The organism is Maricaulis sp. CAU 1757 (assembly GCF_054482675.1).
The window spans coordinates 1,319,677-1,339,153 of the sequence record NZ_JBTLRI010000001.1; the positions used below are offsets into that span (position 1 = coordinate 1,319,677).

General features: G+C 61.2%; 20 protein-coding genes. 11 read left to right on the plus strand and 9 right to left on the minus strand.

Annotated elements, in window-relative coordinates; translation table 11 throughout:
* Positions 1-249: 249 nt before the first annotated feature.
* The 4 genes from ACXYMR_RS06160 (at position 250) to gabT (ending at position 5,648) form a co-directional block, all read left to right on the plus strand.
* Positions 250-1,617, plus strand: a complete 1,368-nt coding sequence (locus ACXYMR_RS06160) for a serine hydrolase domain-containing protein (RefSeq protein ID WP_458941886.1) — start codon at positions 250-252, stop codon at positions 1,615-1,617.
* Positions 1,614-2,831, plus strand: coding sequence for an MFS transporter (locus ACXYMR_RS06165; protein WP_458941887.1), 1,218 nt, complete (start codon positions 1,614-1,616; stop codon positions 2,829-2,831). Before ACXYMR_RS06160 ends, ACXYMR_RS06165 begins: the two co-directional genes overlap by 4 nt.
* A gap of 61 nt (positions 2,832-2,892) precedes the next feature.
* Positions 2,893-4,350, plus strand: a complete 1,458-nt coding sequence (locus ACXYMR_RS06170; protein WP_458941888.1) for an NAD-dependent succinate-semialdehyde dehydrogenase — start codon at positions 2,893-2,895, stop codon at positions 4,348-4,350.
* Between the two features lie 17 nt (positions 4,351-4,367).
* Entirely contained in the window at positions 4,368-5,648 is a 1,281-nt protein-coding gene (gabT, locus tag ACXYMR_RS06175) for a 4-aminobutyrate--2-oxoglutarate transaminase (protein WP_458941889.1), read from the plus strand.
* On the opposite strand, the gene ACXYMR_RS06180 is transcribed toward gabT, so the two are convergent.
* The 5 genes from ACXYMR_RS06180 to ACXYMR_RS06200 form a co-directional block, all read right to left on the minus strand.
* Positions 5,645-7,363 (minus strand): PAS domain S-box protein, encoded by a 1,719-nt coding sequence (locus ACXYMR_RS06180; RefSeq protein ID WP_458941890.1) that lies wholly within the window; start codon positions 7,361-7,363, stop codon positions 5,645-5,647. The two genes, gabT and ACXYMR_RS06180, sit on opposite strands and share 4 nt — an antisense overlap.
* On the minus strand, positions 7,364-7,927 hold the full coding sequence (locus ACXYMR_RS06185; protein WP_458941891.1) for a carboxymuconolactone decarboxylase family protein: 564 nt from the start codon (positions 7,925-7,927) through the stop codon (positions 7,364-7,366). It abuts the gene before it with no gap.
* Between the two features lie 33 nt (positions 7,928-7,960).
* On the minus strand, positions 7,961-8,272 hold the full coding sequence (locus ACXYMR_RS06190; protein ID WP_458941892.1) for a hypothetical protein: 312 nt from the start codon (positions 8,270-8,272) through the stop codon (positions 7,961-7,963).
* A gap of 68 nt (positions 8,273-8,340) precedes the next feature.
* Positions 8,341-9,690: a membrane-bound lytic murein transglycosylase MltF gene (gene mltF, locus ACXYMR_RS06195; RefSeq protein WP_458941893.1), complete on the minus strand. Its 1,350-nt coding sequence runs from the start codon at positions 9,688-9,690 to the stop codon at positions 8,341-8,343.
* A gap of 251 nt (positions 9,691-9,941) precedes the next feature.
* Positions 9,942-10,967 carry a DNA topoisomerase IB gene (locus ACXYMR_RS06200; RefSeq protein ID WP_458941894.1) on the minus strand — a complete coding sequence of 342 codons (1,026 nt, stop codon included), beginning with the start codon at positions 10,965-10,967 and terminating at the stop codon, positions 9,942-9,944.
* A gap of 155 nt (positions 10,968-11,122) precedes the next feature.
* Here ACXYMR_RS06200 and ACXYMR_RS06205 point away from each other — a divergent pair, with 155 nt between their 5' ends.
* The 5 genes from ACXYMR_RS06205 (at position 11,123) to ACXYMR_RS06225 (ending at position 15,173) form a co-directional block, all read left to right on the plus strand.
* Positions 11,123-11,923, plus strand: coding sequence for a DUF1206 domain-containing protein (locus ACXYMR_RS06205; protein WP_458941895.1), 801 nt, complete (start codon positions 11,123-11,125; stop codon positions 11,921-11,923).
* 66 nt (positions 11,924-11,989) lie between these two features.
* The gene (locus ACXYMR_RS06210; protein WP_458941896.1) at positions 11,990-12,238 is read left to right on the plus strand and encodes a hypothetical protein; all 249 of its coding nucleotides are present in this window, start codon (positions 11,990-11,992) and stop codon (positions 12,236-12,238) included.
* Between the two features lie 16 nt (positions 12,239-12,254).
* Positions 12,255-13,103 (plus strand): SDR family oxidoreductase, encoded by an 849-nt coding sequence (locus ACXYMR_RS06215; protein ID WP_458941897.1) that lies wholly within the window; start codon positions 12,255-12,257, stop codon positions 13,101-13,103.
* Between the two features lie 71 nt (positions 13,104-13,174).
* Positions 13,175-14,464, plus strand: a complete 1,290-nt coding sequence (locus tag ACXYMR_RS06220) for an ATP-grasp domain-containing protein (protein WP_458941898.1) — start codon at positions 13,175-13,177, stop codon at positions 14,462-14,464.
* Positions 14,454-15,173, plus strand: a complete 720-nt coding sequence (locus ACXYMR_RS06225) for a gamma-glutamyl-gamma-aminobutyrate hydrolase family protein (RefSeq protein WP_458941899.1) — start codon at positions 14,454-14,456, stop codon at positions 15,171-15,173. The genes ACXYMR_RS06220 and ACXYMR_RS06225 overlap by 11 nt, the downstream gene beginning before the upstream one ends.
* Here the strand turns inward: ACXYMR_RS06225 and ACXYMR_RS06230 are convergent.
* From ACXYMR_RS06230 to ACXYMR_RS06240, 3 genes are read right to left on the minus strand one after another with little or no spacing between them, the layout of a single operon-like run.
* Entirely contained in the window at positions 15,170-16,864 is a 1,695-nt protein-coding gene (locus ACXYMR_RS06230; RefSeq protein ID WP_458941900.1) for a sensor histidine kinase, read from the minus strand. The two genes, ACXYMR_RS06225 and ACXYMR_RS06230, sit on opposite strands and share 4 nt — an antisense overlap.
* A 10-nt stretch (positions 16,865-16,874) precedes the next feature.
* Positions 16,875-17,486, minus strand: coding sequence for a sigma-70 family RNA polymerase sigma factor (locus tag ACXYMR_RS06235; protein ID WP_458941901.1), 612 nt, complete (start codon positions 17,484-17,486; stop codon positions 16,875-16,877).
* A complete protein-coding gene (locus ACXYMR_RS06240) occupies positions 17,487-17,705 on the minus strand; it encodes a NepR family anti-sigma factor (RefSeq protein WP_458941902.1) in 219 nt (72 codons plus the stop codon). It abuts the gene before it with no gap.
* 187 nt (positions 17,706-17,892) lie between these two features.
* Here ACXYMR_RS06240 and ACXYMR_RS06245 point away from each other — a divergent pair, with 187 nt between their 5' ends.
* Positions 17,893-18,696 carry a response regulator gene (locus ACXYMR_RS06245; RefSeq protein ID WP_458941903.1) on the plus strand — a complete coding sequence of 268 codons (804 nt, stop codon included), beginning with the start codon at positions 17,893-17,895 and terminating at the stop codon, positions 18,694-18,696.
* A gap of 81 nt (positions 18,697-18,777) precedes the next feature.
* On the opposite strand, the gene ACXYMR_RS06250 is transcribed toward ACXYMR_RS06245, so the two are convergent.
* On the minus strand, positions 18,778-18,966 hold the full coding sequence (locus tag ACXYMR_RS06250; RefSeq protein WP_458941904.1) for a hypothetical protein: 189 nt from the start codon (positions 18,964-18,966) through the stop codon (positions 18,778-18,780).
* 233 nt (positions 18,967-19,199) lie between these two features.
* Here ACXYMR_RS06250 and ACXYMR_RS06255 point away from each other — a divergent pair.
* Positions 19,200-19,477: diacylglycerol kinase family protein (locus tag ACXYMR_RS06255; RefSeq protein WP_458941905.1), on the plus strand; the 278-nt coding region annotated here is incomplete at its 3' end.

Here is a 19,477-nt window from a genome sequence, read left to right on the forward strand (position 1 = left end):
GCGTGGGGCCTTGCCGGCGGCGGTTCGAGATCCGAGGCGCAACCGGTAGCCGACAGCGATATGTTCGGCTTGCCAGCATCTGCCGAGCGGCTCGATGCTGATCTCCGAATGCGCTTGCATATCACGGGCGGCACTCCTGACAGGTTCGCGGTTCTCGCTGATCCGTTCGGGCGCGCACAGGAAACCGGAGTGGCCTCCATTCCGTCCCTCGAGATTGTTTTGCTAACCACCGCCGGAGGGCTGGTTCCGATGACACGGGGGCCCATACTGGGCGGTCACCCGGCATGGGAGTGGCTGGTGGAACCCGGCGCCGTTTGGCGGACTGGCGAGGGTTACCGGGCTTTGCTGCCGGTTGCCTGGCGCGAACGGAATGCAAATTGCCTGCACAATGGCTTGCTGGCACTCCGCTGGGCGGATGGGGCCAGCCAGGCCGTCGCTCACTTGCGCATCAACTCCGAAACCTGTGCCTATTTCCAGTTCGATCTCGAAGCTGTAGCCGAGGCGACCATTGAGCCGCTTCCTGAGCGCCTTGCACACCTTCGGGAACCGGTTCCGACATTGCGCTACAATCGTCGCCCGATCACCGCTGTGGCAGATGATTTTCCCGGTACCGACGCGTCTGCCTTCGCCCATCGAGATGAAGTGGCCCCTGACAGTTTGACCACGCACGGTCTCCTGATCGGCGAAACGCTCTACGCTGGACCCTGTCCGACCCGCAGTGGCAGCGATCCGTTCTGTGAGGTTCGGCCCTTGCCGTCCTACTCGGTCGCCAAGTCCGCCGTGGCCGGCATCGCCCTGATGCGGCTTGAAGCGCTCTACCCGGGCACCCGCAATGCCCTCATCTCGGACCATGTGCCGGAGTGCGCGACGAATGCCTGGCGTGATGTGACCTTCGAGCACGCACTGGACATGGCAACGGGGCTCTACAACGACCCGGCCTTCCACGCCGACGAAACAGCGCCGGCATTCTGGAGCTTCATCGGGCAGGAGAGCCACGCGGCGCGCATTGCGATTGCCTGCTCGGTGTACGAGCGCCAGACCGGGCCCGGGCGTCACTTCGTCTATCACACCACTGATACCTACGTACTCGGGACAGCCCTGCAGTCCTACTGGCGCTCTCGTACGGGCGATCCCGACGCGGACTTCTACACCGATCTGCTGGTCCCTCTATGGCGCGAGATCGGCCTCTCGCCGCTCGCGGAGACGGTTCTGCGGACCTATGATACCGCCGCCCAGCCGGCGACCGGGCTCGGTTTGTCGCTGCACTTCGAGGATTTCATGCGCATCGGCCGCTTCCTGCAGGACGGCGCGAAGGGTCGGCTTGATCCGGACCTGCTGAACGCGGCTCTGCAGCGCGATCCGGCCGATCGCGGGCTCCCCGCCGGCGGCGACATGCAGCGCTACCAGAATGGCTTCTGGGCCTGGAATGCAGGGCCAACTCTCGGCTGTGACGCCGCGCTGTGGATCCCGGTCATGTCCGGTTATGGCGGCATCACCATTGCGCTGCTCCCGAATGGTCACGTCTACGGCTATGTCAGCGATGGCAACGACTTCGCCTGGGCGCGTGCCGCGGCGGCCTCCCACTCCATTCACTCCCTCTGCGAGGATGACAGATGACCCCTCAAGTCGATACGGTGGCAAGACCCAGCCTGCCCAAGGCCCCTGAAGACAGCCTGGTGGCGGCCGGCATCCTCGCGTTTCTCGCCACGGCGGGGCTGTTCTACGTCAACATCATGGCCGCCATCGTTGACGGCCTTGTTGCCGGACTTGGCTTCAGCGATGTGCAGGCCGGCCAGATCGGCTCCGTCAACATATACGGGGCAGCGCTCGGCGCCCTCGGGGCTGTCGGGCTGGTCCGTATCGCCCCGTGGCGCCGCATTTCCTGGATCTGCCTGATCATCCTGATCGCGGTGGACCTAGCCTCGATCTGGATTTCCAGCTTCGACCTCATGCTGCCGGTTCGGCTGGGACACGGTGTGGTCGGCGGGATTCTCACCGGCACAGCTTTCGCGGTGATTGCCCGCACGGCTCAACCTGACCGGACGTTCGGCATGTTGCTGTTCGTGCAGTTCGGGCTGGGCGGTCTGGCCGTCATGACCCTGCCACCACTGGCACCACTCTACGGGACAAGCGCGCTCTTTCTTGCCCTGACCGCATTCAGCGCCGTGACCCTGATCCTGCTTCCCTTCCTGGGCAACTACGCACCCCGAAAGAGAGGGCCCCTGGCAGGCGGCGGTGTGGAATGGATGCCTCTGGGCTTGACGCTCGGTGCCATCTTCGTTTTCCAGGCGGCCAATATGGGCCTCCTGGCCTATATCATCCGATTGGGCACGGAGTTCGGGCTGAGCCGGGAGTATGTTTCGCTGGCCTTGGGACTTGCCACCTGGGTGGCCCTGCTTGGACCCTTTCTGGTGATGGTATGCGGTCTGCGCTTCGGGCGCTTCCGCCTCCTGGGCGCCGCCATGCTGCTGACCCTTGGGGGCACGGCAGTATTCCACTGGAGTGGTCACCCTGCAGCCTACCTGCTGGCCAATTGCGGCACCGGGATTACCTGGGGCTTCGTCATCGCCTACCTTCTCGGCATGAGCGCCGAGTTTGACGGCGCCGGGCGCGCTTCCGCCTTCGCTGGCTTCATTTCGAAACTGGGTCTTGCATCTGGCCCCATGATTGCCGGCTTCCTACTCGCCGGTGGCGCCGGCTATCCCGGTCTCATCAATGTGGCTGTTGCGGGTCTCCTGCTCAGCGCCCTGCTGATGCTCTGGCCCGCCCGGGTGCTCGATAAGGGGCGTGCAGTACAGCTGGCTCCAACTGGCGCGATGGAAACCTCCTGACTGGTCCTATCGCGGCACCGGATCACTCCACAAACTGGTCCCATCGGATTGGGAGAGGGACATGCTGGACATTGGGACGGGACATCCTTCCCGGGCGCTCATTGACGGGCGCTGGGTGGAAGCTGAGGACGGCGCCGTTTTCGACGTCATTGATCCGGCTTCGGGGCATGTCATCGCCGCCGTCGCCGATTGTGGCGCGAGGGATACCGAAAGGGCAATCGCGGCCGCCAAGGCCGCCCAGAAGATCTGGGCCGCGAATGCGGCACACGACCGTGCCGGCATTCTTCGGCGCTGGGCGGATTTGATGAAGGCGTCGGCTGATCCGCTGGCTCGCCTGCTGACCCGCGAAAACGGCAAGCCGCTGGCCGAGGCGCGCGGAGAAATTCTCTACGGCGCTTCCTACCTGGAATGGTTTGCCGAGGAAGCCCGGCGGGTATACGGCGACATCATTCCGGGACCGTCACAGGACAAGCGCATCCTCGTCAGTCGCCAGCCCGTCGGGGTGTGCGCCGCGATCACGCCGTGGAACTTCCCGAACGCTATGCTGATGCGCAAAGCCGGCGCCGCGCTGGCCGCCGGCTGCACCCTTATCGCCAAACCGGCCGCCGAAACCCCGCTGTCAGCTTTGGCCGCCGCCGAACTGGCAATCGAGGCGGGGCTGCCGCCTGGCGTGCTCAACATCGTCACGGGCAAGGATGCGGCAGCAATCGGCGGCGTCCTGACGGCCAGCCCGGATGTCCGGAAGCTATCCTTCACCGGGTCGACGGCCATTGGTCGGCTGCTGATGCGCCAGTCCGCGGACACCTTGAAGCGTCTGTCGATGGAACTTGGCGGCAATGCGCCCTTCATCGTCTTTGCCGACGCGGATCTGGATGCCGCTGTCGACGGTGTGATGGCGGCCAAGTTTCGCAATGCCGGCCAGACCTGCGTGTGCGCCAACCGCATCTATGTGCATGCCGACATCATGGAGGCCTTCGCCGAAATGCTCAGCGAACGTGCAGCCGCACTGCACGTCGGCAATGGAGAGAGCGAAGGTGTCGAGATCGGCCCCCTGATCTCTGAACCCGCTTATGCAAAGACCGAGAGGCTGGTCGCTGACGCACTCGAGCGCGGTGCACGGCTTCGGGTCGGCGGTGGGCGTCACGCCGCCGGAGAGCTGTTTTACCAGCCTACGGTTCTTTCCGGCGTCACCCGCGAGATGTCGGTGGCCCGTGAGGAGATCTTCGGGCCTGTGGCGCCTCTTATCGCTTTCGAGAGCGAAGATAGCGTGGTGAAAGACGCCAACAACACCGAGTACGGCCTTGCCGCCTACGTTTACACTCGTGATCTGGGGCGCGCATTCCGTGTTTCCGAGGCACTGGAATACGGCATGGTTGGGGTCAATGAGGGCATCATCTCCTCGGCCGCCGCGCCGTTCGGCGGGATCAAGCAATCCGGCTTTGGCCGTGAGGGCTCGCGCTACGGTCTCGATGACTATCTCGACATCAAATATACGCTCATGGGGGGACTGTCGGCGTGAAGCCGGCGGCACGCATTATGACAAATCAGGAAAACTGGGCCCGTCGTCAGGCCGCCATCCCGCGCGGTGTCGGCATGATGCATCCGGTCTTTGCCGACCGTGCCTGCAACGCCGAGATATGGGACGAAGACGGGCGACGCTTCATTGACTTCGCCTCCGGCATCGCGGTCACCAATACTGGCCATAACCACCCCCGGCTCAAAGCCGCGGTGGCCGAGCAGCTCGAACGTTTCTCGCATGTCTGCATGCAGGTGACCCCGTATGAGAGCTATGTCCGGCTGGCCGAGCGTCTCAATGAAGTCGCTCCCGGCGCTACGCCCAAGAAGTCACTCTTCCTGACAACGGGCGCCGAGGCCGTTGAAAACGCCATCAAGATTGCCCGCGCGGCCACCGGCCGGCCTGGCGTGATCGCGTTCTCGGGAGGCTTTCACGGACGGACGATGATGGGTATGGCCCTGACCGGCAAGGTGGTGCCCTACAAGGTTGGCTTTGGCCCGTTCCCGGGTGACATCCACCATGTGCCCTTCCCGGCCGCCTTCCTAGGCGTCTCCGATGCCCAGGCTCTGACAGCGCTGGAGCAGGTGTTTAAGAGCCAGATCGAACCGGGCCGGGTCGCGGCGATTATACTGGAGCCTGTCCAGGGAGAGGGCGGTTTCTACCCTGCCTCCTCGGAGTTCTTGCAAGCGCTCCGGCAGGTGTGTGACCGGCATGGCATCCTGCTCATCGCCGATGAAATCCAGTCCGGCTTTGCCCGCACCGGCAAGATGTTCGCGGTCGAGCACGCTGGCGTCGAACCGGACCTGATGACCATAGCCAAGGCGATGGCCGGAGGATTCCCGATCTCGGGTGTGATCGGCAAGGCGGAGCTGATGGACGCACCTGCTCCCGGTGGTCTGGGCGGGACTTATGGCGGATCACCGCTGGGCTGTGCTGCGGCCCTGGCAGTGCTCGATGTTATCGAGGAGGAGAGGCTGTGCGATCGAGCGCTTGAAATCGGGCGGCTGATGACCACTCGCCTTGAAGCCATTCGCCGGGAGGACAAGGGACTGGGTGAGGTCAGGGGACCCGGCGCGATGGTCGCGGTCGAGTTCGTGCAGGCCGATAATCCGTCGTCCCCGGATCCCGCACGGACTGCACGTATCGTGGCGCAAGCGCGTGATGAGGGGCTGTTGCTTCTGTCCTGTGGTGTTCGCGGCAATGTGATCCGTCTGTTGCCGCCCCTGACCATGCCGTTCAAGGTCCTCGACGAGGCCTTGGAAAAGTTGGAAAGGGCAATTCGCAACAGCGCCGACGCCTAGCCATCTGGCAGCGATTCATCCGGAGGTGCGAGCGGGATGTGGATGGCTATTTCCAGCGCCCGCTGGTCGAGCTTTCGGGTGTAACTGCCTCGCAGATTACGCCGGATCATGGAGTCGATCAGAGTGGAACCATAGCCCTTGCGCGTTCGCGGAGCAGCTTCCCGGACCGGGCTCTCATGCCAGTGGATGGTCAGCTCGCACCCCGTCTCTTCCGCCTCCCACAGCACGCTGATCAAGCGGTCCGATGCGCCGTATTTCAGGGTGTTGGTGACCAGCTCGCTGAATACCAATGCCAGCGGCATCACGGCATGAGTGGGTAGCGGCTGGTCAGGGCCGGAAAGCCGCAGCGAGTCCTTGTCCGGCAGCAGTTCCGTAGCCGCTTCGATCACTGCACGTATGTCAGGTCGGGCATTCTCAACACTGCCGGACAGGCGGTGAGCGTGACTCAGGGCCATGAGGCGCGGTTCGAAAGCGCGTGACAACTCATCGACGGTGTTGGTGGTCTGACAGCATCGTCGAAATATGGAATGCAGCACGGCAAGGCTGTTGGCCACGCGGTGCGCCGATTCCCGCTCCAACAGGGCCCTCTGCTCGGCGTCCTCCTTGCGCTGTATGGCCATGCCCACGTGTCCGGCAATGGCCCGCACGAAGAGACGCATGGCCGTGTCACTTCGTGCATCAGACTTGCCGAAGAATTCGGCGACGGCCACGGGGCGACCGGCCCGGCGTATAGGGAAGGCGAAGGCCTTGGTTAGCTCAAGTTCCACGAACTCGGCAGCACGCTTGAAATTGGGATCCCCAACCAGATTGTCGATGATTATCATGTCGTCGTCTTGCCAGACCCGGCCGGGCAGTCCCTCACCTAGCCGAAATCGGTGCTGCCGCGTGATTTCGGCTATCGGAGCCAGAGAGGAGTCGCGCATGTACCAGTTGCCGGTCGGCAATAGCTCGCTTGGCTTGTCGGGGGCGTCCAGCACATAAAGATGCCCCGCTTCCCATTCGGTGACTTCGCAAATCTTTGTCAGGCAAAGCGTAATGAATTCGTCCGTTGTGGCGTCTTCCAGCTGGGCCGCAGCAATGCTCGCGAGCACTTCCGCTTCCTGTGTCCGCAGGTCACGTGCCCTCAGGTCCTGCTTCTGCTCTTCGACACTCCGCAGGAAGCCGATGAAAACGGGCGTATCATCCTCGACCGCGGCGACGATCGCCAACTCCACCGGAAACGTGTTTCCATCACGTCGTAACGCCTCTATCGAGATACGCTGACCGAGCACCGGACCATCACCGGTCTCGAGGTACCGCTTGAGGCCGACAGCGTGAGCCTTGCGATAGGCCGGCGGCACTATCAAGTCGCCGAGAACCTGTCCTTTCGCTTCCGCTGCCGTCCAGCCGAACAGCGCTTCGGCAACCGGGTTCCAGGCGACGACCTGACCCTCGCTATTCATCGCTATTACGGCGTCAAGCGCGTGCGAGAAGATCGCTTCCAACGGGACCAGGCTGGTTGATGTGTCTGGCGTTGCAGTCAAAATCTGACCCTTTCGGCCCAATTTCTCAGCAGGCGGTATTACTGAGCAGAAGACAATCCATTTCAAACCGGCAGGGTTTATCAGTTGCGTATGGGCGCCGGGCCTAGCGTGCGTATTGGAACACAACAGCGCCAGGCTGGTTTCAGGCTGGCAGCCAAATCCACTCAAAGTGGACTGTAGCAAAACGCGCAATCATTCGGCGAGCGCTTCCTGGTTCCAAGCAAACTTCTCAAACGGTTCGTCTACCGGCGTCTGGGCGATATGATTGACATAGTTGGAGAGGGTTTTCTGCGAAACGCCCACCAGCACATCGAGCAGATTGGCCCGGCTGAACCCTGCATCGAAAAAAGCTTGAACCGACTTGTCGTCAAGCTGACCACGCTTTCTCAGCAATTCCAGGGTTGTCTGCCTGAGAGCTTCGAGCTTGTTGTCCTGCAGCGGACGTTGTGACCGCAAGGCCTCGATGGTGTCCTCGTCGATGTTTTGGGACTTGGCGATGGCTGTGTGGGCAGGGACGCAGTAATGGCAGTTGTTTTCCGCGCTGACCGTCAGCCACACGACATTGCGTTCGGCCGTGCTGAGGCTCGAGTTCTCGAACAGCGCATGGAGCGTTTTGTAGGCTTCAAGGTGTTGAGGGGATTCAGCCATCACCGCGTGCAAGTTCGGGATCATGCCAAAAGCGTCCTCCGACTCCTTGAGCATTGGCTTGGAATCAGAGGGAGAGGTTTCGGTTGTGTGAAGTGTGAATTCGGTCATAGGGGGCCTCGTGGGCATTGGGATGGGCAAACCTCAGACGTTGTGCGCGGAGCGGCGCGCTTCAACCGTGGTCTGGTCAAGCTTGCGTGAATGCGAATTCCGGGAAGGCTGTCTGATCAGCCACCGGTAGACCCCGAAGACATTGACCCCGGTGAGAACGACATTCTGGATCAGCAAAGGAGGTTCGTCCTCCAGATAGCCGACAGCAATCCAACTGAGCGATGAGATGGTGAAGACCAGGAAAGCTGACCCTGTGATCCGCCTCCCCAAGTCAGCGGAAATCGCCAAGGCAGCAAAAATTCCTGTTGCCATGGCCAGATAGCCGAGGCTGTCCGACACTGTCATCAGGTCACTCCCGGGGGCGTTCTTCTACCCGATGGAAATGCCTGGCCAGTGCGGAAGGTTCCGGCAGATCAGATATTCACCTGCATCATTCCGTAATACTCACGGATTTTCTCCACATAGTGGACCGGCTCGTAGCCGCGGGCATATCCGTACGTAAGATCACGATAGTATTCGGGACGTGTCAGCAGGGGCAGGGTATCGGCAATGTCGTCCCACTTGTCCTTGTCGAGACCGCGGCGCTCGGCCAGGTCGCGGGCGTCGTAGATGTGACCCAGACCGACATTGTAGGCGGCCAGAGCGAACCAGAGTCGGTCTTCACCGGTAATGCCTTCTGGCAGGCGCTCGTACATGTGAGCAAGGTAGGCAGCACCACCTTCGACACTCTGACGCGGATCGAGGCGATTGCGGATGCCCATCTCCTCCGCTGTCGGCAAAGTAAGCATCATCAGTCCGCGTACGCCAGTCGGACTGGTGGCGTTCGGGTCCCAGTGGGATTCCTGGTAGGCCTGCGCTGCCAGAACGCGCCAATCAAATGGAGTCGCCTCTGCTGCGGCTTCGAAGAACCCCTGAAACCGCGGCAGACGCTCGGTCAGCCGCCGGACGAAGCGGGCCACGTCCACGTAATCATATTCTTCGAAATGGCCGTACCAGCGTTCATCGAGCGAGGTCAGCAAACCACTTTCGTGGGCTTCCTGGAACCAGACCCTGAGCGCTCCCTGAAGACCGTCAACTTCATTGTTGACGGCCCAGGCCAGTGGCCTGTCATCGGTCAGGTCCAGTGCAGCAACGAGTTCGAAATGCCGACGGCGAGCCAGTTCGACCAGATTGGAGTCCGCTACGGTGCAATCGATCTTCTGTTCGTCGACTCGCGCCAGAAGCGGCATGGCGGACCCGGCTGGACGGGTGGTCCAGCTGATGTCCGGGTGAATTTCGCGAAGGCCCTCAAGCGTTTCCACGTAGCTGGACCCGGCGACCACCTCGATCGAAACGTCGGCGATGTCCTCGATGGTTTCTGGCATTGTGCCATTGCGGCGGCACACCAGCTGCTCAGTCACGTTCATGTAGGCCGGTCCAAATGTCCAGTCCGACATGCGTCCGGATGTTGCCGTCAAGCCAGCGGCAGCAATGTGGCCCTCGCCGTTGGCCAGGCCTTCAAGAAGAGATTCCACATCAGGCTTCACGACATAGACCGGGGTCACGCCCATGTGTTCAGCAAAAGCTCGCGTAAGCTCGACTTCGTAGCCTTGGGGTCCGGTCAGGATGTCCCGGAAGCCGGCGGGGCCGTAATCGGTTTCGCGGTAACTTGTTGGCCCCTCAAGGGTGAGTACGATCAGGTTGCCGGTTTCCTGAATGGTGCCCAGGCTCGGATCAGTTTCGGTCTCTGGCGTCGGCGCAGGGGCGCAGTGAGCGAGAAACATTCCGGCTGCTACCAACGCGCCGACCTTGAGGTCTGTGCGGGTCTGTCGGGTCATGCCCAAGGCATATAGGAAGGGCTTCGCAAATTGCAAACCGGGTCTCCTGGTAACCTGTTTCGAAATACGTCGCCGAGCCGGGTGCCCCGACCGCGTTAACTTTTTCACAGCACTTCAGGGCGGGAAAAAGGCGACTCCGTGGCAGGGCCCGCCTGCTGGGCGTGTTGTATTGTCAGGGCAGGGCCGGACGCCGGTTGTCATTTCCTATGATTGTCGGATTTCCAGCCCGCGATCACCGAATAACAAGCGCGTTCGTCTACGCGGAGACGTGTAGGACCTGACATCTTGGTGACCGGCAGGCCCGATCTGGCGAGGTCCAGCAAGGCAGGATGGATATAGGCAGACTGTGCAACTGCGGGCGTGTTTCCCAACCAGATAGCGGCCGCCTGCGCCATCTCTTTCAGGACTGGTTCCTCAGTGCTGCGCAGATAGCGCGCCGCCGCAACGCTTCCTCCCCAAGTACGAAAGTCCTTGGCCGTGAACCGGGCGCCCATTAGGCGAGCAATAAAGGCATTGGTGCGCCCCGGCGTTACAGGCTGCCCGGACGGAGCGAACACGCTCTCGCCTGAGGTCTCTGCCAGCTGATGGAGCGCTGCGGTCAGCTCGGGGTCATCAATCTGCACATGGCGTTCCTGCCCGCCCTTGCCCAGATACTGGAGCTCCAGCGAGCCATCGCCGAACTCGATATGCTTCCGGCGTAGAGTGATCGCCCCTACCGCACCCGTGCGAGCCCAATGTCGGTGCGAGCCTATCCGCAGGCCGCCTGCATCCATCAGGCTGACCACACAAGCGAGCGCCAACTCGTCCGGATCAGAGGGGTCCCGCAAGATACGGGTCAGGCGCGACCGCAGCCGCGGCAAGCCGCGGGCGAATGCCGGGAGGTCCATGAACTTCGTGGTCGCCGCCGCGGCATTCCAGGTTTCATGATAAATGTACTGGCGTCTTTCTTGGGCATCGAGACCGCAAGCTTGGATGTGTCCCAGCTCGCTGGGGCAGATCCAGACGTCGGTCCAGGCCGGTGGCACGGCGAGACCGAGACATCGGACGCGTGCCTTGCCGGACAGAGCACGCCCGTTCGGAGCATGAAAGCTCCAGCCGCGCCCCCGCCGTCGCCGCGTAATGCCGGGCGAGGAGGTTTCGGACTCTTCTAGCCCGATGCGCGCAGGTTCGAGCTGATCGCGGAATAAACCATTGGCCTGACGGCCTGAAGAATTCGAGGTCATGTGTCTGCCAGTTCGCCAAGTCGAGTCTACCTGTAACCAGTCGAAGGCATGCCGGTTCCGGATCAACATCTGGAACTGGTGCCATGGCAAGGCGTTTGACCAATGGGTTCGGCTGCGACTGCCGTTTAAATCGGCCCGTTCTGTTTCTGAGGAAAATGTCGATGCTAGAGCGGGGATTTGTCGCGTGGCTGGGCACATTGGGACTGAGCGCCCGAGCCATCGTTTACTTTCTTGTTTCAGGCCTGATGTTGCGAGCGGCCATAAATCCCGGCGAAGACGAGGCTGGCGTCGGGCCAACCGAAGCATTCCTCGAGATTGAAGCGGAGCCTCTGGGGCAGGCAATCTTGATACTTATAGGGGTGGGACTGTTTCTCTATTCAATCTGGCGCTTTCATCAAGGCATTCTGGATCGTCGGAATGAAGGCGAAGACGCGAGCGGGTGGGCCGCTCGCCTCGGCATGATCATGTCCGGATCGACTTACGCATTGATTGGAGCAGCGGCGATCGGCGTGACACTGGGGGCAAATGATGGTTCGGGACCGGGCCTGACGGAGGCGATGGCGCGTTGGCTGCTGGGTCAGCCTCTCGGCCGGTTTGCCGTGATTGTTGTCGGATTGTCCTTGGTCGTTATCGGCGGCATCCAGGTCTGGCGGGGCTGGACCGAACGCTGGACCAAGCATGTCGACCTGTCAGGGTGGCGGCACCGCACTAAGCTCCTCATTATATTCGGAATTGTCGGGCGCGGTATCTTGATCGCGCTGATCGGCGTATTTTTCCTGTTCGCGGGGTGGCAAGCAGACCCTGACGAGGCTAGGGGGTTGGCCGCCACGCTGGGCTGGCTCCGTGACCAGCCTTTCGGCTTCTGGCTCTACGGAATAGGCGCCCTCATCATTGGCGCCTACGGGGTTTACTCCGCCCTGCAGGCTCGCTCCTGTTTCGGCACAAGCCGGGTGTAATGATGCGCGGAACAGAATTGCCTGTCACTCCGTTCCCCGATTGGACATGAATTTTCGAGGTGAAGCATGGCGACCGACATGGATCGCGGGAAACTGCCGGAAAGCCTGACGGCTTACAGGCCGGGCCGCGATGTGACTACAGAGGAGGTCAAGGCGATCTTGGCCGATGAGGGTTACGCAGCCAGCGAGCGGGAGACCTGGCTCAAATCCCTGCTGACGGATGTCTCGCAGGACGACGGGCAGGAGGCCGAGGAAGGCAAAGACGAACTGGTCGACCTGATCGAGCAGGAGATCAGCCGGCTTCATAACCGCTAATTGCTACGGAGCGATCATGTCCGAAGGACAACCTCCGCAGAAACAAGGCCATCAGCCCGGTCGAGAATGGGCAATGCAGCCGGAGCCCGACTATCGGCCACGATTTGACAGCAGCGGCAAGCTGATGGGCAAAGTGGCGCTGATAACGGGTGGCGATAGCGGTATCGGACGCGCCACGGCCATTCTGTTCGCCCGGGAAGGCGCCGATGTGGCCATCGTATACCTGTCCGAGGACACCGATGCGGAAGTAACGGCCGCCGCGGTCCGCCAAGAAGGGCGGCAGGCATTGCTGATCCGCGGTGATGTTGGCGATAAATCATTCTGCGATAATGCTGTCTCCCGCACTGTCGATCAGTTCGGTGGCCTTGATGTGCTGGTAAATAATGCTGCGGAACAGCATCCCACAACCGACTTCGAGGCGATATCCGAGGATCAGCTGCGCCGAACCTTTGAAACCAATATGTTTGGTTGTTTCTACCTGTGCCAGGCCGCAATGCCGCATCTCGAAGGAGGTGGGGCAATCGTCAATACCACCTCGGTCACAGCCTACAGGGGGTCACACCACCTGATCGATTATGCGTCGACGAAGGGAGCGATCGTCGCGTTCACGCGCTCCCTGTCGCAATTGGGATCCGGCCGCGGGGTCCGCGTGAATGCTGTGGCACCGGGCCCGATCTGGACGCCCTTGATCCCGGCTACTTTCGATGCCGACCAAGTTGCCGAGTTTGGTACTGACCAGCCTCTGGGTCGGGCCGGCCAGCCCAATGAAGTGGCTTCGGCTCTGCTATTCCTCGCCTGTGAGGATGCGTCATACATGACGGGGCAGGTCTTGCACCCGAATGGTGGCGAAATCGTCGGGGGTTAGGGCGCGGTTCGCGGGGAACTGTGGCGCCTTGGGGGCGTTGCATCCTATACTTCACGACAAAGGGACCTCGCTTGTCTAAACCCACCATAATCATCACCTATGCGCGCAGCTTGATGGCATTGACCGTCGCGCAATCCGTGCGGCCTGTCGGCGGCACCATCGTCGGCGTGGACAGCGTTGACTGGACCGCGCTCGGCTTCTCTAAAGTGTGCGACGAGACGGTTTGTGTTCCGGATTGGCGCGAAGAGCCGGACGCCTATGTCGATGCCCTGGTCGAGCTTGCCGGGCAGTATTCTGCGGATGGCCCTGTCCTGCTCATGCCCATCTTCGAGGACACGCCCTTGTTGGCGAGGAACCGGGACCGGTTCCCCGAAGGCGTAATCCTGGCTGCTCCGCCAATTGAGGCCATCGACAAGGTCGACCCGAAGGACCGGCTGGCTGCCAACGTCTCATCCTGGGGCGTTGCCGCGCCGGTAACAGACGTGGTGAAGGCGCCCTGTAAGGTCGATATCGCACGACTGCAGAATGATTTGCCCGTGGTCATCAAACCGGCTGCGGGCTGTGGCGGCCGGGGCGTGGCGTTCGTGGAAGACGCAGACGACTTCAAATGGACCCTGCTGGAGCGCGAGGGAACAATGCTCATTCAACACCCGGCGCCGGGGCAGGACTATTGCGTTGCCGCGATGACGGACGGAGAAGACGCCTTTGCCTTTTCCGCCTATCGCAATCTGGAGCAGTTTCCGCCCAAGCGGGGTGCTGGTGCCTTGCGCGAGACGGTAGATGCATCGCCATTTGTCGAAGCCATGAGAAAGATCGCGCGACATACCGGGTGGCGGGGCCCGATGCAGGCTGATTTTCGTTGGACCGGCGAGCCTGGCGACGAACCGCAACTGATCGAGATCAATGCCCGTCTCTGGGCTGGCATCAGCCATTCGGTGAATGCTGGCGTCAACTATCCGTTGCTGATGGCCAAACAGGCGCTGGGCGAGCCGCTCCCGGAGATCGGCGAAGCCAAGATTGGCTATCGGTCCAAGTTGCCATTTCTCTGGTTCGCAAGCATGACCCAAGCCAGTCTCAGCGAAGCGGAGTACCTGGAGCAACTCGATGAGAGCTGGCATGCCCTGACCGAATCCGATACCGGTTTTCTGCGCAAGATCTCGGATTTATGGCGGGACATGACGGACTTCGCGACCCTGAAGGACGATATCGCAGATGCGGTGGAGCGGGCCAAGCGGGGTCGGTCGGCGGACGTCGACGTGACATCCGGGGAAGCCAAGAGTGCGGCGCTTGGAAGCTTGTTCATAGTGTCTCACTTGATCCGGTACGGCGAACTGCCTGCCGAAGTGAAAAATGACGGATGATGCCAGCCGACATCGCCCCCTGATTGGCTACACAGTCGGAACGCGCCACGATCACTTCATCTGTGTACTGCTTCGGCTCGCCATCCAGTTGGCTGGCGGCCGAGGTGTCCGGCTGACACGGTCTCCGGAAGCCAGCGCCGAGGAACCCGATGGATTGCTGCTCGGCGGCGGCCTCGACATTCACCCCGCTCGTTATCGGGGTGACGAGGATCACGTGTCCAAATACGACCTGGATCGGGATGTTCTTGAGTGGGAGTGGCTCGAGTGGGCCCACAACGCACCGGTACCTGTGCTGGGTATCTGCCGTGGCCTGCAGATGATGAACGTCCATGCCGGCGGGGACTTGCTGCAGGTACTTGATCCGGACGTTGCTGACAGCCTGCCCAATGGCCCTATCGGATACGCGTTCTTTCGCAAGCCGATACGTATCGATGGTCAATCGCACCTGGCCCGTGCCACGGGTGCCACTAGCCTCGAGGTTAACAGTCTGCACAGCCAGGCTGTACGCAATCCGGCGCCCGGTTACCGTGTCGTCGCACGCGAGCGGGCCAGCGAAGGCATCCAGGCCATCGAGAGTGACCAGCCTCATCTCCGCATGGGCGTGCAATACCATCCCGAGCTCTTGTTACACCAAGAGGCTGCGCGTGGTTTGTTTCGCTATTTCGTTGAGCACTGCCGACCGTGCTTTTCGCCTGTTCCGGCAGTCTAGCCAGGAAATTCGAGGCGGATGGTCACTCCACCCATCTCGTTGGTTTCGCGAACGGCTTCCCCTTCAAGCTGGCGCGCGAAAGCGTCCATCAGGGACGACCCTGTGCCGGATTTCATGTTCTCGCCAAGCCCGTGGCCGTTATCCTCGACTTCAAGCGCTATGGTGTCGGGGGACTGACGGTAGAGGCGAACGACAAGACGGGCGTCGTCAGACTTAGCGTTGAAGGCGTGCTTGTAGGCATTGGTGATTGCCTCGGTAACAAACAGGGCGGCCGGGATAGCGAGGTCGGGATCAAGTTCCACGCTGACGGCTTCCGTAGTAACGGCTACATCGACCTCACCATGTCGCGACGCGGCCTCAAGCTGGGTGACGAGCGTTTCGAGGAAAGGCTTCATGTCGACGACACGCAGGTCGTCGGCTTCGTAGAGGGTGCGGTGGACTAGGGCGAGGGCGTTGATACGGCCTCGCGCTTCGGTAAGGACTGCCCGAGCTTGCGTGTCCTGCAAGCGGCCCGCCTGGATGTTGAGGAGGCTTATTATGACTTGGAGGTTGTTCTTCACCCGGTGGTGAATCTCCTTGAGCAATGCGCCCCTTTGTTCGGCGACCGTCTCAAGCTCATCAGTTCGTTCGTCGAGTGCTGCTGCCATCGATGACATCGTGTCAGCCAGCTCCCGAACTTCCGACGGTGCGCGGTGCGCCCGCAAGGGCACCAGTTCGAGACGACCGGCCCCGTACAGCCGGGCGAAACGCTGGAGGTAGGACAGCCATCGCAGAACAAAGAAATCGATTGCCAATCCGACACACAGCAGCGCTAGCAGCCACATAAGGCTGGGAACAAGAACCGTGCCGACAATGTCAAAGCCTTGCCAGCTATCGAGGGAAAGTGTTGGCGCAATAAGGGCCAGTTGAATGTCCCGGCCGACCAACGGAATGATCAGCAGCGACTTGTCTGGAATATCCGAGATGGCTTCCACGAAGGCCGGCTCGTTATTCTCGCGGACCCGCCTCAGCTGGTCCTCGGGGAGTGCCTCCAAGCGCAGGCCATCCTCTCCATCGCGCATGTAGGACAGGCGTCCGTCGCCATCCACAAGCGCAAGGCTGAAACTTTCCGGTAGGTTTTCGCTGTGCAGCAGCTGCAGTGCTGCGCGAACGTCTATGGACAGCGCGATTGCGCCGGTGAACTCGCCTTGGTCAAGCAGTACGTGGCCGACGGTAATCGTTGGACGTTCAAGTCCTGGTTCGAGGGAGACACCAGAGAAAGCTTCCTCAGCACCATTCCGCAGCCGCTCGAACCAAGGCATGCCGCTGATCGTGCGCGTTTCGCGACGTGCATTGGCAGAGCAGACGATGTGGCCATCCGCGTTGATGGAAGCGAGTTCGGAATAGATTGGCCTGGCCGCTGTGACAGCGCGTAATGCGTCGTCGCACCCGGCTTCACGCGTTGTCAGCCTGTCCGGCTGTGCGGCGATGGCGCTTACAACTCCGGCGGCACGCTCGAATACTGCATGTATGTCGTCTGTCGCACGTGTACCGATCGTATAGAGGTGATCCAGTCTGGCGCGGCGCTCCTCCTGGAACTCGACAACGCCTTGGGTAATTGAGAGGACAAGCAGGGGGCTCAGGCTGAGCGCGAGTACCGCCAGCAATTGCAGGCGCAGCCCGCGTCCCGAGCCGAATTTTGACCCCTCCACCACGGGCCCCTTAGCTGACGCGCTGGCAGTCGGAAATCCGCTCTACCTGAGCAATGATCTCATCCGCCGCATCCAACGCAGCTACCCCATCGTCGCCGGAGGCATCATCAGGTCCGTTTACGAGTATTTCGGCAAGCGTAGACCGCGCCCGGTTTACCCGGCTCTTGATCGTTCCGACAGCGCAGCCGCAAATGTCCGCGGCTTCTTGATAGGAGTATCCGCCAGCACCGACGAGGAGTAGTGCCTCGCGGTGGTCCTCGGACAATTGCTTGAGTGCCCGGCGGACATCATCAAGCTCCATGATGCCGTTGAGGTCCATGGCGCTCGGAAGCGTGCGCTTTGCCTTTTCCTCATCAAGCTGGACCTGTCGCCAGGATCGACGCTTGTCGGAATAGAACTGGTTGCGAACGATCGTCAGCACCCAGGCCCGGAAATTGGTGTTTGCGGCAAACTGCTCGCGGCGGTCCCATGCGCGCAGCATGGCATCTTGAGCAAGGTCGTCGGCGGCACTGGCGTCACCGGTGAGACCGCGCGCAAATGCTCGCATGTGCGGGATCATGTCTCGGAGGAGGCCCTTGAATTCTTCATCTCCAAGGCGCTCGACTGTCTGGTTCTTGGCCATCTAGCCCTCCTTGGATTGGGGGCTAGGCTCGCTCTGCTTGCGCGCGCTCGCTGAACGATCCAGCTGATCCAGAAGATCATTGAATGTTTCGGGCACGCCTTCTTCAACCACGTCATCGAACAGGTCCCGCAACTTGTCGCCAAGCATGCGCTGCCGGGTCTTAGCGGTCGCCGGATCGACGGCGTCCGGGGCGCGTTGGTCGCGGGAATTGTCTTTCATGGTCATCATCTAACTGTGCACAGGCGTAACTACAAGGGCTCCGACCGCCGGATAGCGTGCGGATCTGGAGGGGAACGTCTCGTTTTCGGGATGGTTCCCCGATGCTCTGAAATATTTGGGAACCAATCTCGTCAGGGCGACGTTTCGCCCTTATGTTTATGTTTCTCGCCAAGAGGAAGTGGTGCGAATGTCGTTTTCCGAATCCCTGAAGCCGCATATCCCGTACTTGCGCCGGTATGCCCGAATTCTCACTGGCTCCCAGCGTACCGGAGATGCTTTTGTGCGGGCGTCACTGGAGGCGGCTATCGAGGGTGGATACTCCCCCGAGGAATCGATCTCCCCGAAGATCGCGCTTTATCAGATTTTCCACATGAACTGGGCGACGCTCAGTGCCATCTGGGAAGAGCATGCCGAGGACGATGAGCCTCGGCCTGGAGCTATTGATCGGCTTTCGAACGTGGCGCCTCTGGCCCGTCAGGCCCTGCTGTTGACCGCCGTGGAGGGCTTCAGCGCCGAAGAGGCAGCCGCCATTCTCCGCCTGCAGGTCGAGGAAGTGGATGGTCTGCTCGTCGAGGCGCAGCAATCGATCGAGGGCGGGCTCAGTACGACGGTCCTTATCATCGAGGACGAGCCTGTGATTGCCCTGGATCTGGAAGCGATTGTCGAACGAGGCGGGCACCAGGTTGTTGGCATCGCGCGCACGCGCACCGAAGCAGTCGATCTGGCTGAGAGCCGGAATCCCGGTCTGGTTCTCGCCGATATCCAGCTTGCCGATGGCTCGTCGGGAATTGATGCGGTCACCGATATTCTGTCGAGCTATTCCGTGCCGGTGATCTTTATCACTGCCTATCCGGAGCGACTCCTGACCGGTGAGCGGCCGGAGCCAACCTACCTGATTACCAAGCCGTTCATGCCGGAGACCGTGGCCGCCACGATCAGTCAGGCGCTGTTTTTCAGTGAAACGCAGGCTCCCCAGGCCGCGACTGCCTGAACCAAGCCAATTGATTTGCAAGAAAAAAGGCCGGATCACAAGATCCGGCCTTTCTGTTTGGTCGCTTGGTCGATGCCGGCGTTAGCGGCGGGTCGGCTCATCCGCCGCTTCGTCCATTTCCTCGCCTGCCTCTTCGAAGGTGCTGACATCCTCGTCGGTCACTTCCTCGATCGCATCGTCGAGATCTTCGCCGGCTTCTTCAGCCGGACCGTCAGAGCAGGCAGCCAGTGCCAGTACGGACGCGGATACCACAAATGCTGCGAATTTCATCGGCTTTCTCCTTGTTCAGTGCGACCGGGTCCCCCGATCGTAGCCAATCACCGAAACGCTTGAACAAGAAACCGGTTCCCGGCAAATCAAGAATTGATGAAATCGGAACCGCCAACTCCATGGCGCGTTTCGTGTTCAGGTGCTGATAATTCTCTGGTTACTTGAATTGAGAACGAGCAGAGGCTCCCAAGTCGTGCGCGCCTGCCCTGCAACGTCACCCCGGAGAGGGTAGAATGGCAATGACCGAAATGCTTCCGCTTCGCCGGATCGCCTTGGTCAGCAATCCGCAGAGCGGACAACTCCTGCGACGGGCTGACGAAGGCCTCCTCGAGGAGTTATGCCGACGCACCGATTTTTGCTGTGTGGAAGATATCCACGAAGGTATCGCTGAGGCCTTGGAAAGTGCCGTGAAGCACGGCGCTGACGCGATCGCGATCGCGGGAGGTGACGGGACGACCCGCGCGGTCGCCGGGGAGGTCGCGCGTTCTGGGCTTCACCTGCCGCTCCTTCC

Excerpts from the sequence above, each read along its gene's own strand:
- ACXYMR_RS06185 (WP_458941891.1), bottom strand. The coding sequence starts at position 7,927 with ATGACCGAATTCACACTTCACACAACCGAAACCTCTCCCTCTGATTCC.
- ACXYMR_RS06190 (WP_458941892.1), bottom strand. The coding sequence starts at position 8,272 with ATGACAGTGTCGGACAGCCTCGGCTATCTGGCCATGGCAACAGGAATT.
- mltF (WP_458941893.1), bottom strand. The coding sequence starts at position 9,690 with ATGTTTCTCGCTCACTGCGCCCCTGCGCCGACGCCAGAGACCGAAACT.
- ACXYMR_RS06210 (WP_458941896.1), top strand. The coding sequence starts at position 11,990 with ATGGCGACCGACATGGATCGCGGGAAACTGCCGGAAAGCCTGACGGCT.
- ACXYMR_RS06160 (WP_458941886.1), top strand. The coding sequence starts at position 250 with ATGACACGGGGGCCCATACTGGGCGGTCACCCGGCATGGGAGTGGCTG.
- gabT (WP_458941889.1), top strand. The coding sequence starts at position 4,368 with ATGACAAATCAGGAAAACTGGGCCCGTCGTCAGGCCGCCATCCCGCGC.
- ACXYMR_RS06200 (WP_458941894.1), bottom strand. The coding sequence starts at position 10,967 with ATGACCTCGAATTCTTCAGGCCGTCAGGCCAATGGTTTATTCCGCGAT.
- ACXYMR_RS06225 (WP_458941899.1), top strand. The coding sequence starts at position 14,454 with ATGACGGATGATGCCAGCCGACATCGCCCCCTGATTGGCTACACAGTC.
- ACXYMR_RS06240 (WP_458941902.1), bottom strand. The coding sequence starts at position 17,705 with ATGAAAGACAATTCCCGCGACCAACGCGCCCCGGACGCCGTCGATCCG.
- ACXYMR_RS06245 (WP_458941903.1), top strand. The coding sequence starts at position 17,893 with ATGTCGTTTTCCGAATCCCTGAAGCCGCATATCCCGTACTTGCGCCGG.
- ACXYMR_RS06165 (WP_458941887.1), top strand. The coding sequence starts at position 1,614 with ATGACCCCTCAAGTCGATACGGTGGCAAGACCCAGCCTGCCCAAGGCC.
- ACXYMR_RS06215 (WP_458941897.1), top strand. The coding sequence starts at position 12,255 with ATGTCCGAAGGACAACCTCCGCAGAAACAAGGCCATCAGCCCGGTCGA.
- ACXYMR_RS06170 (WP_458941888.1), top strand. The coding sequence starts at position 2,893 with ATGCTGGACATTGGGACGGGACATCCTTCCCGGGCGCTCATTGACGGG.
- ACXYMR_RS06205 (WP_458941895.1), top strand. The coding sequence starts at position 11,123 with ATGTCGATGCTAGAGCGGGGATTTGTCGCGTGGCTGGGCACATTGGGA.
- ACXYMR_RS06235 (WP_458941901.1), bottom strand. The coding sequence starts at position 17,486 with ATGGCCAAGAACCAGACAGTCGAGCGCCTTGGAGATGAAGAATTCAAG.
- ACXYMR_RS06250 (WP_458941904.1), bottom strand. The coding sequence starts at position 18,966 with ATGAAATTCGCAGCATTTGTGGTATCCGCGTCCGTACTGGCACTGGCT.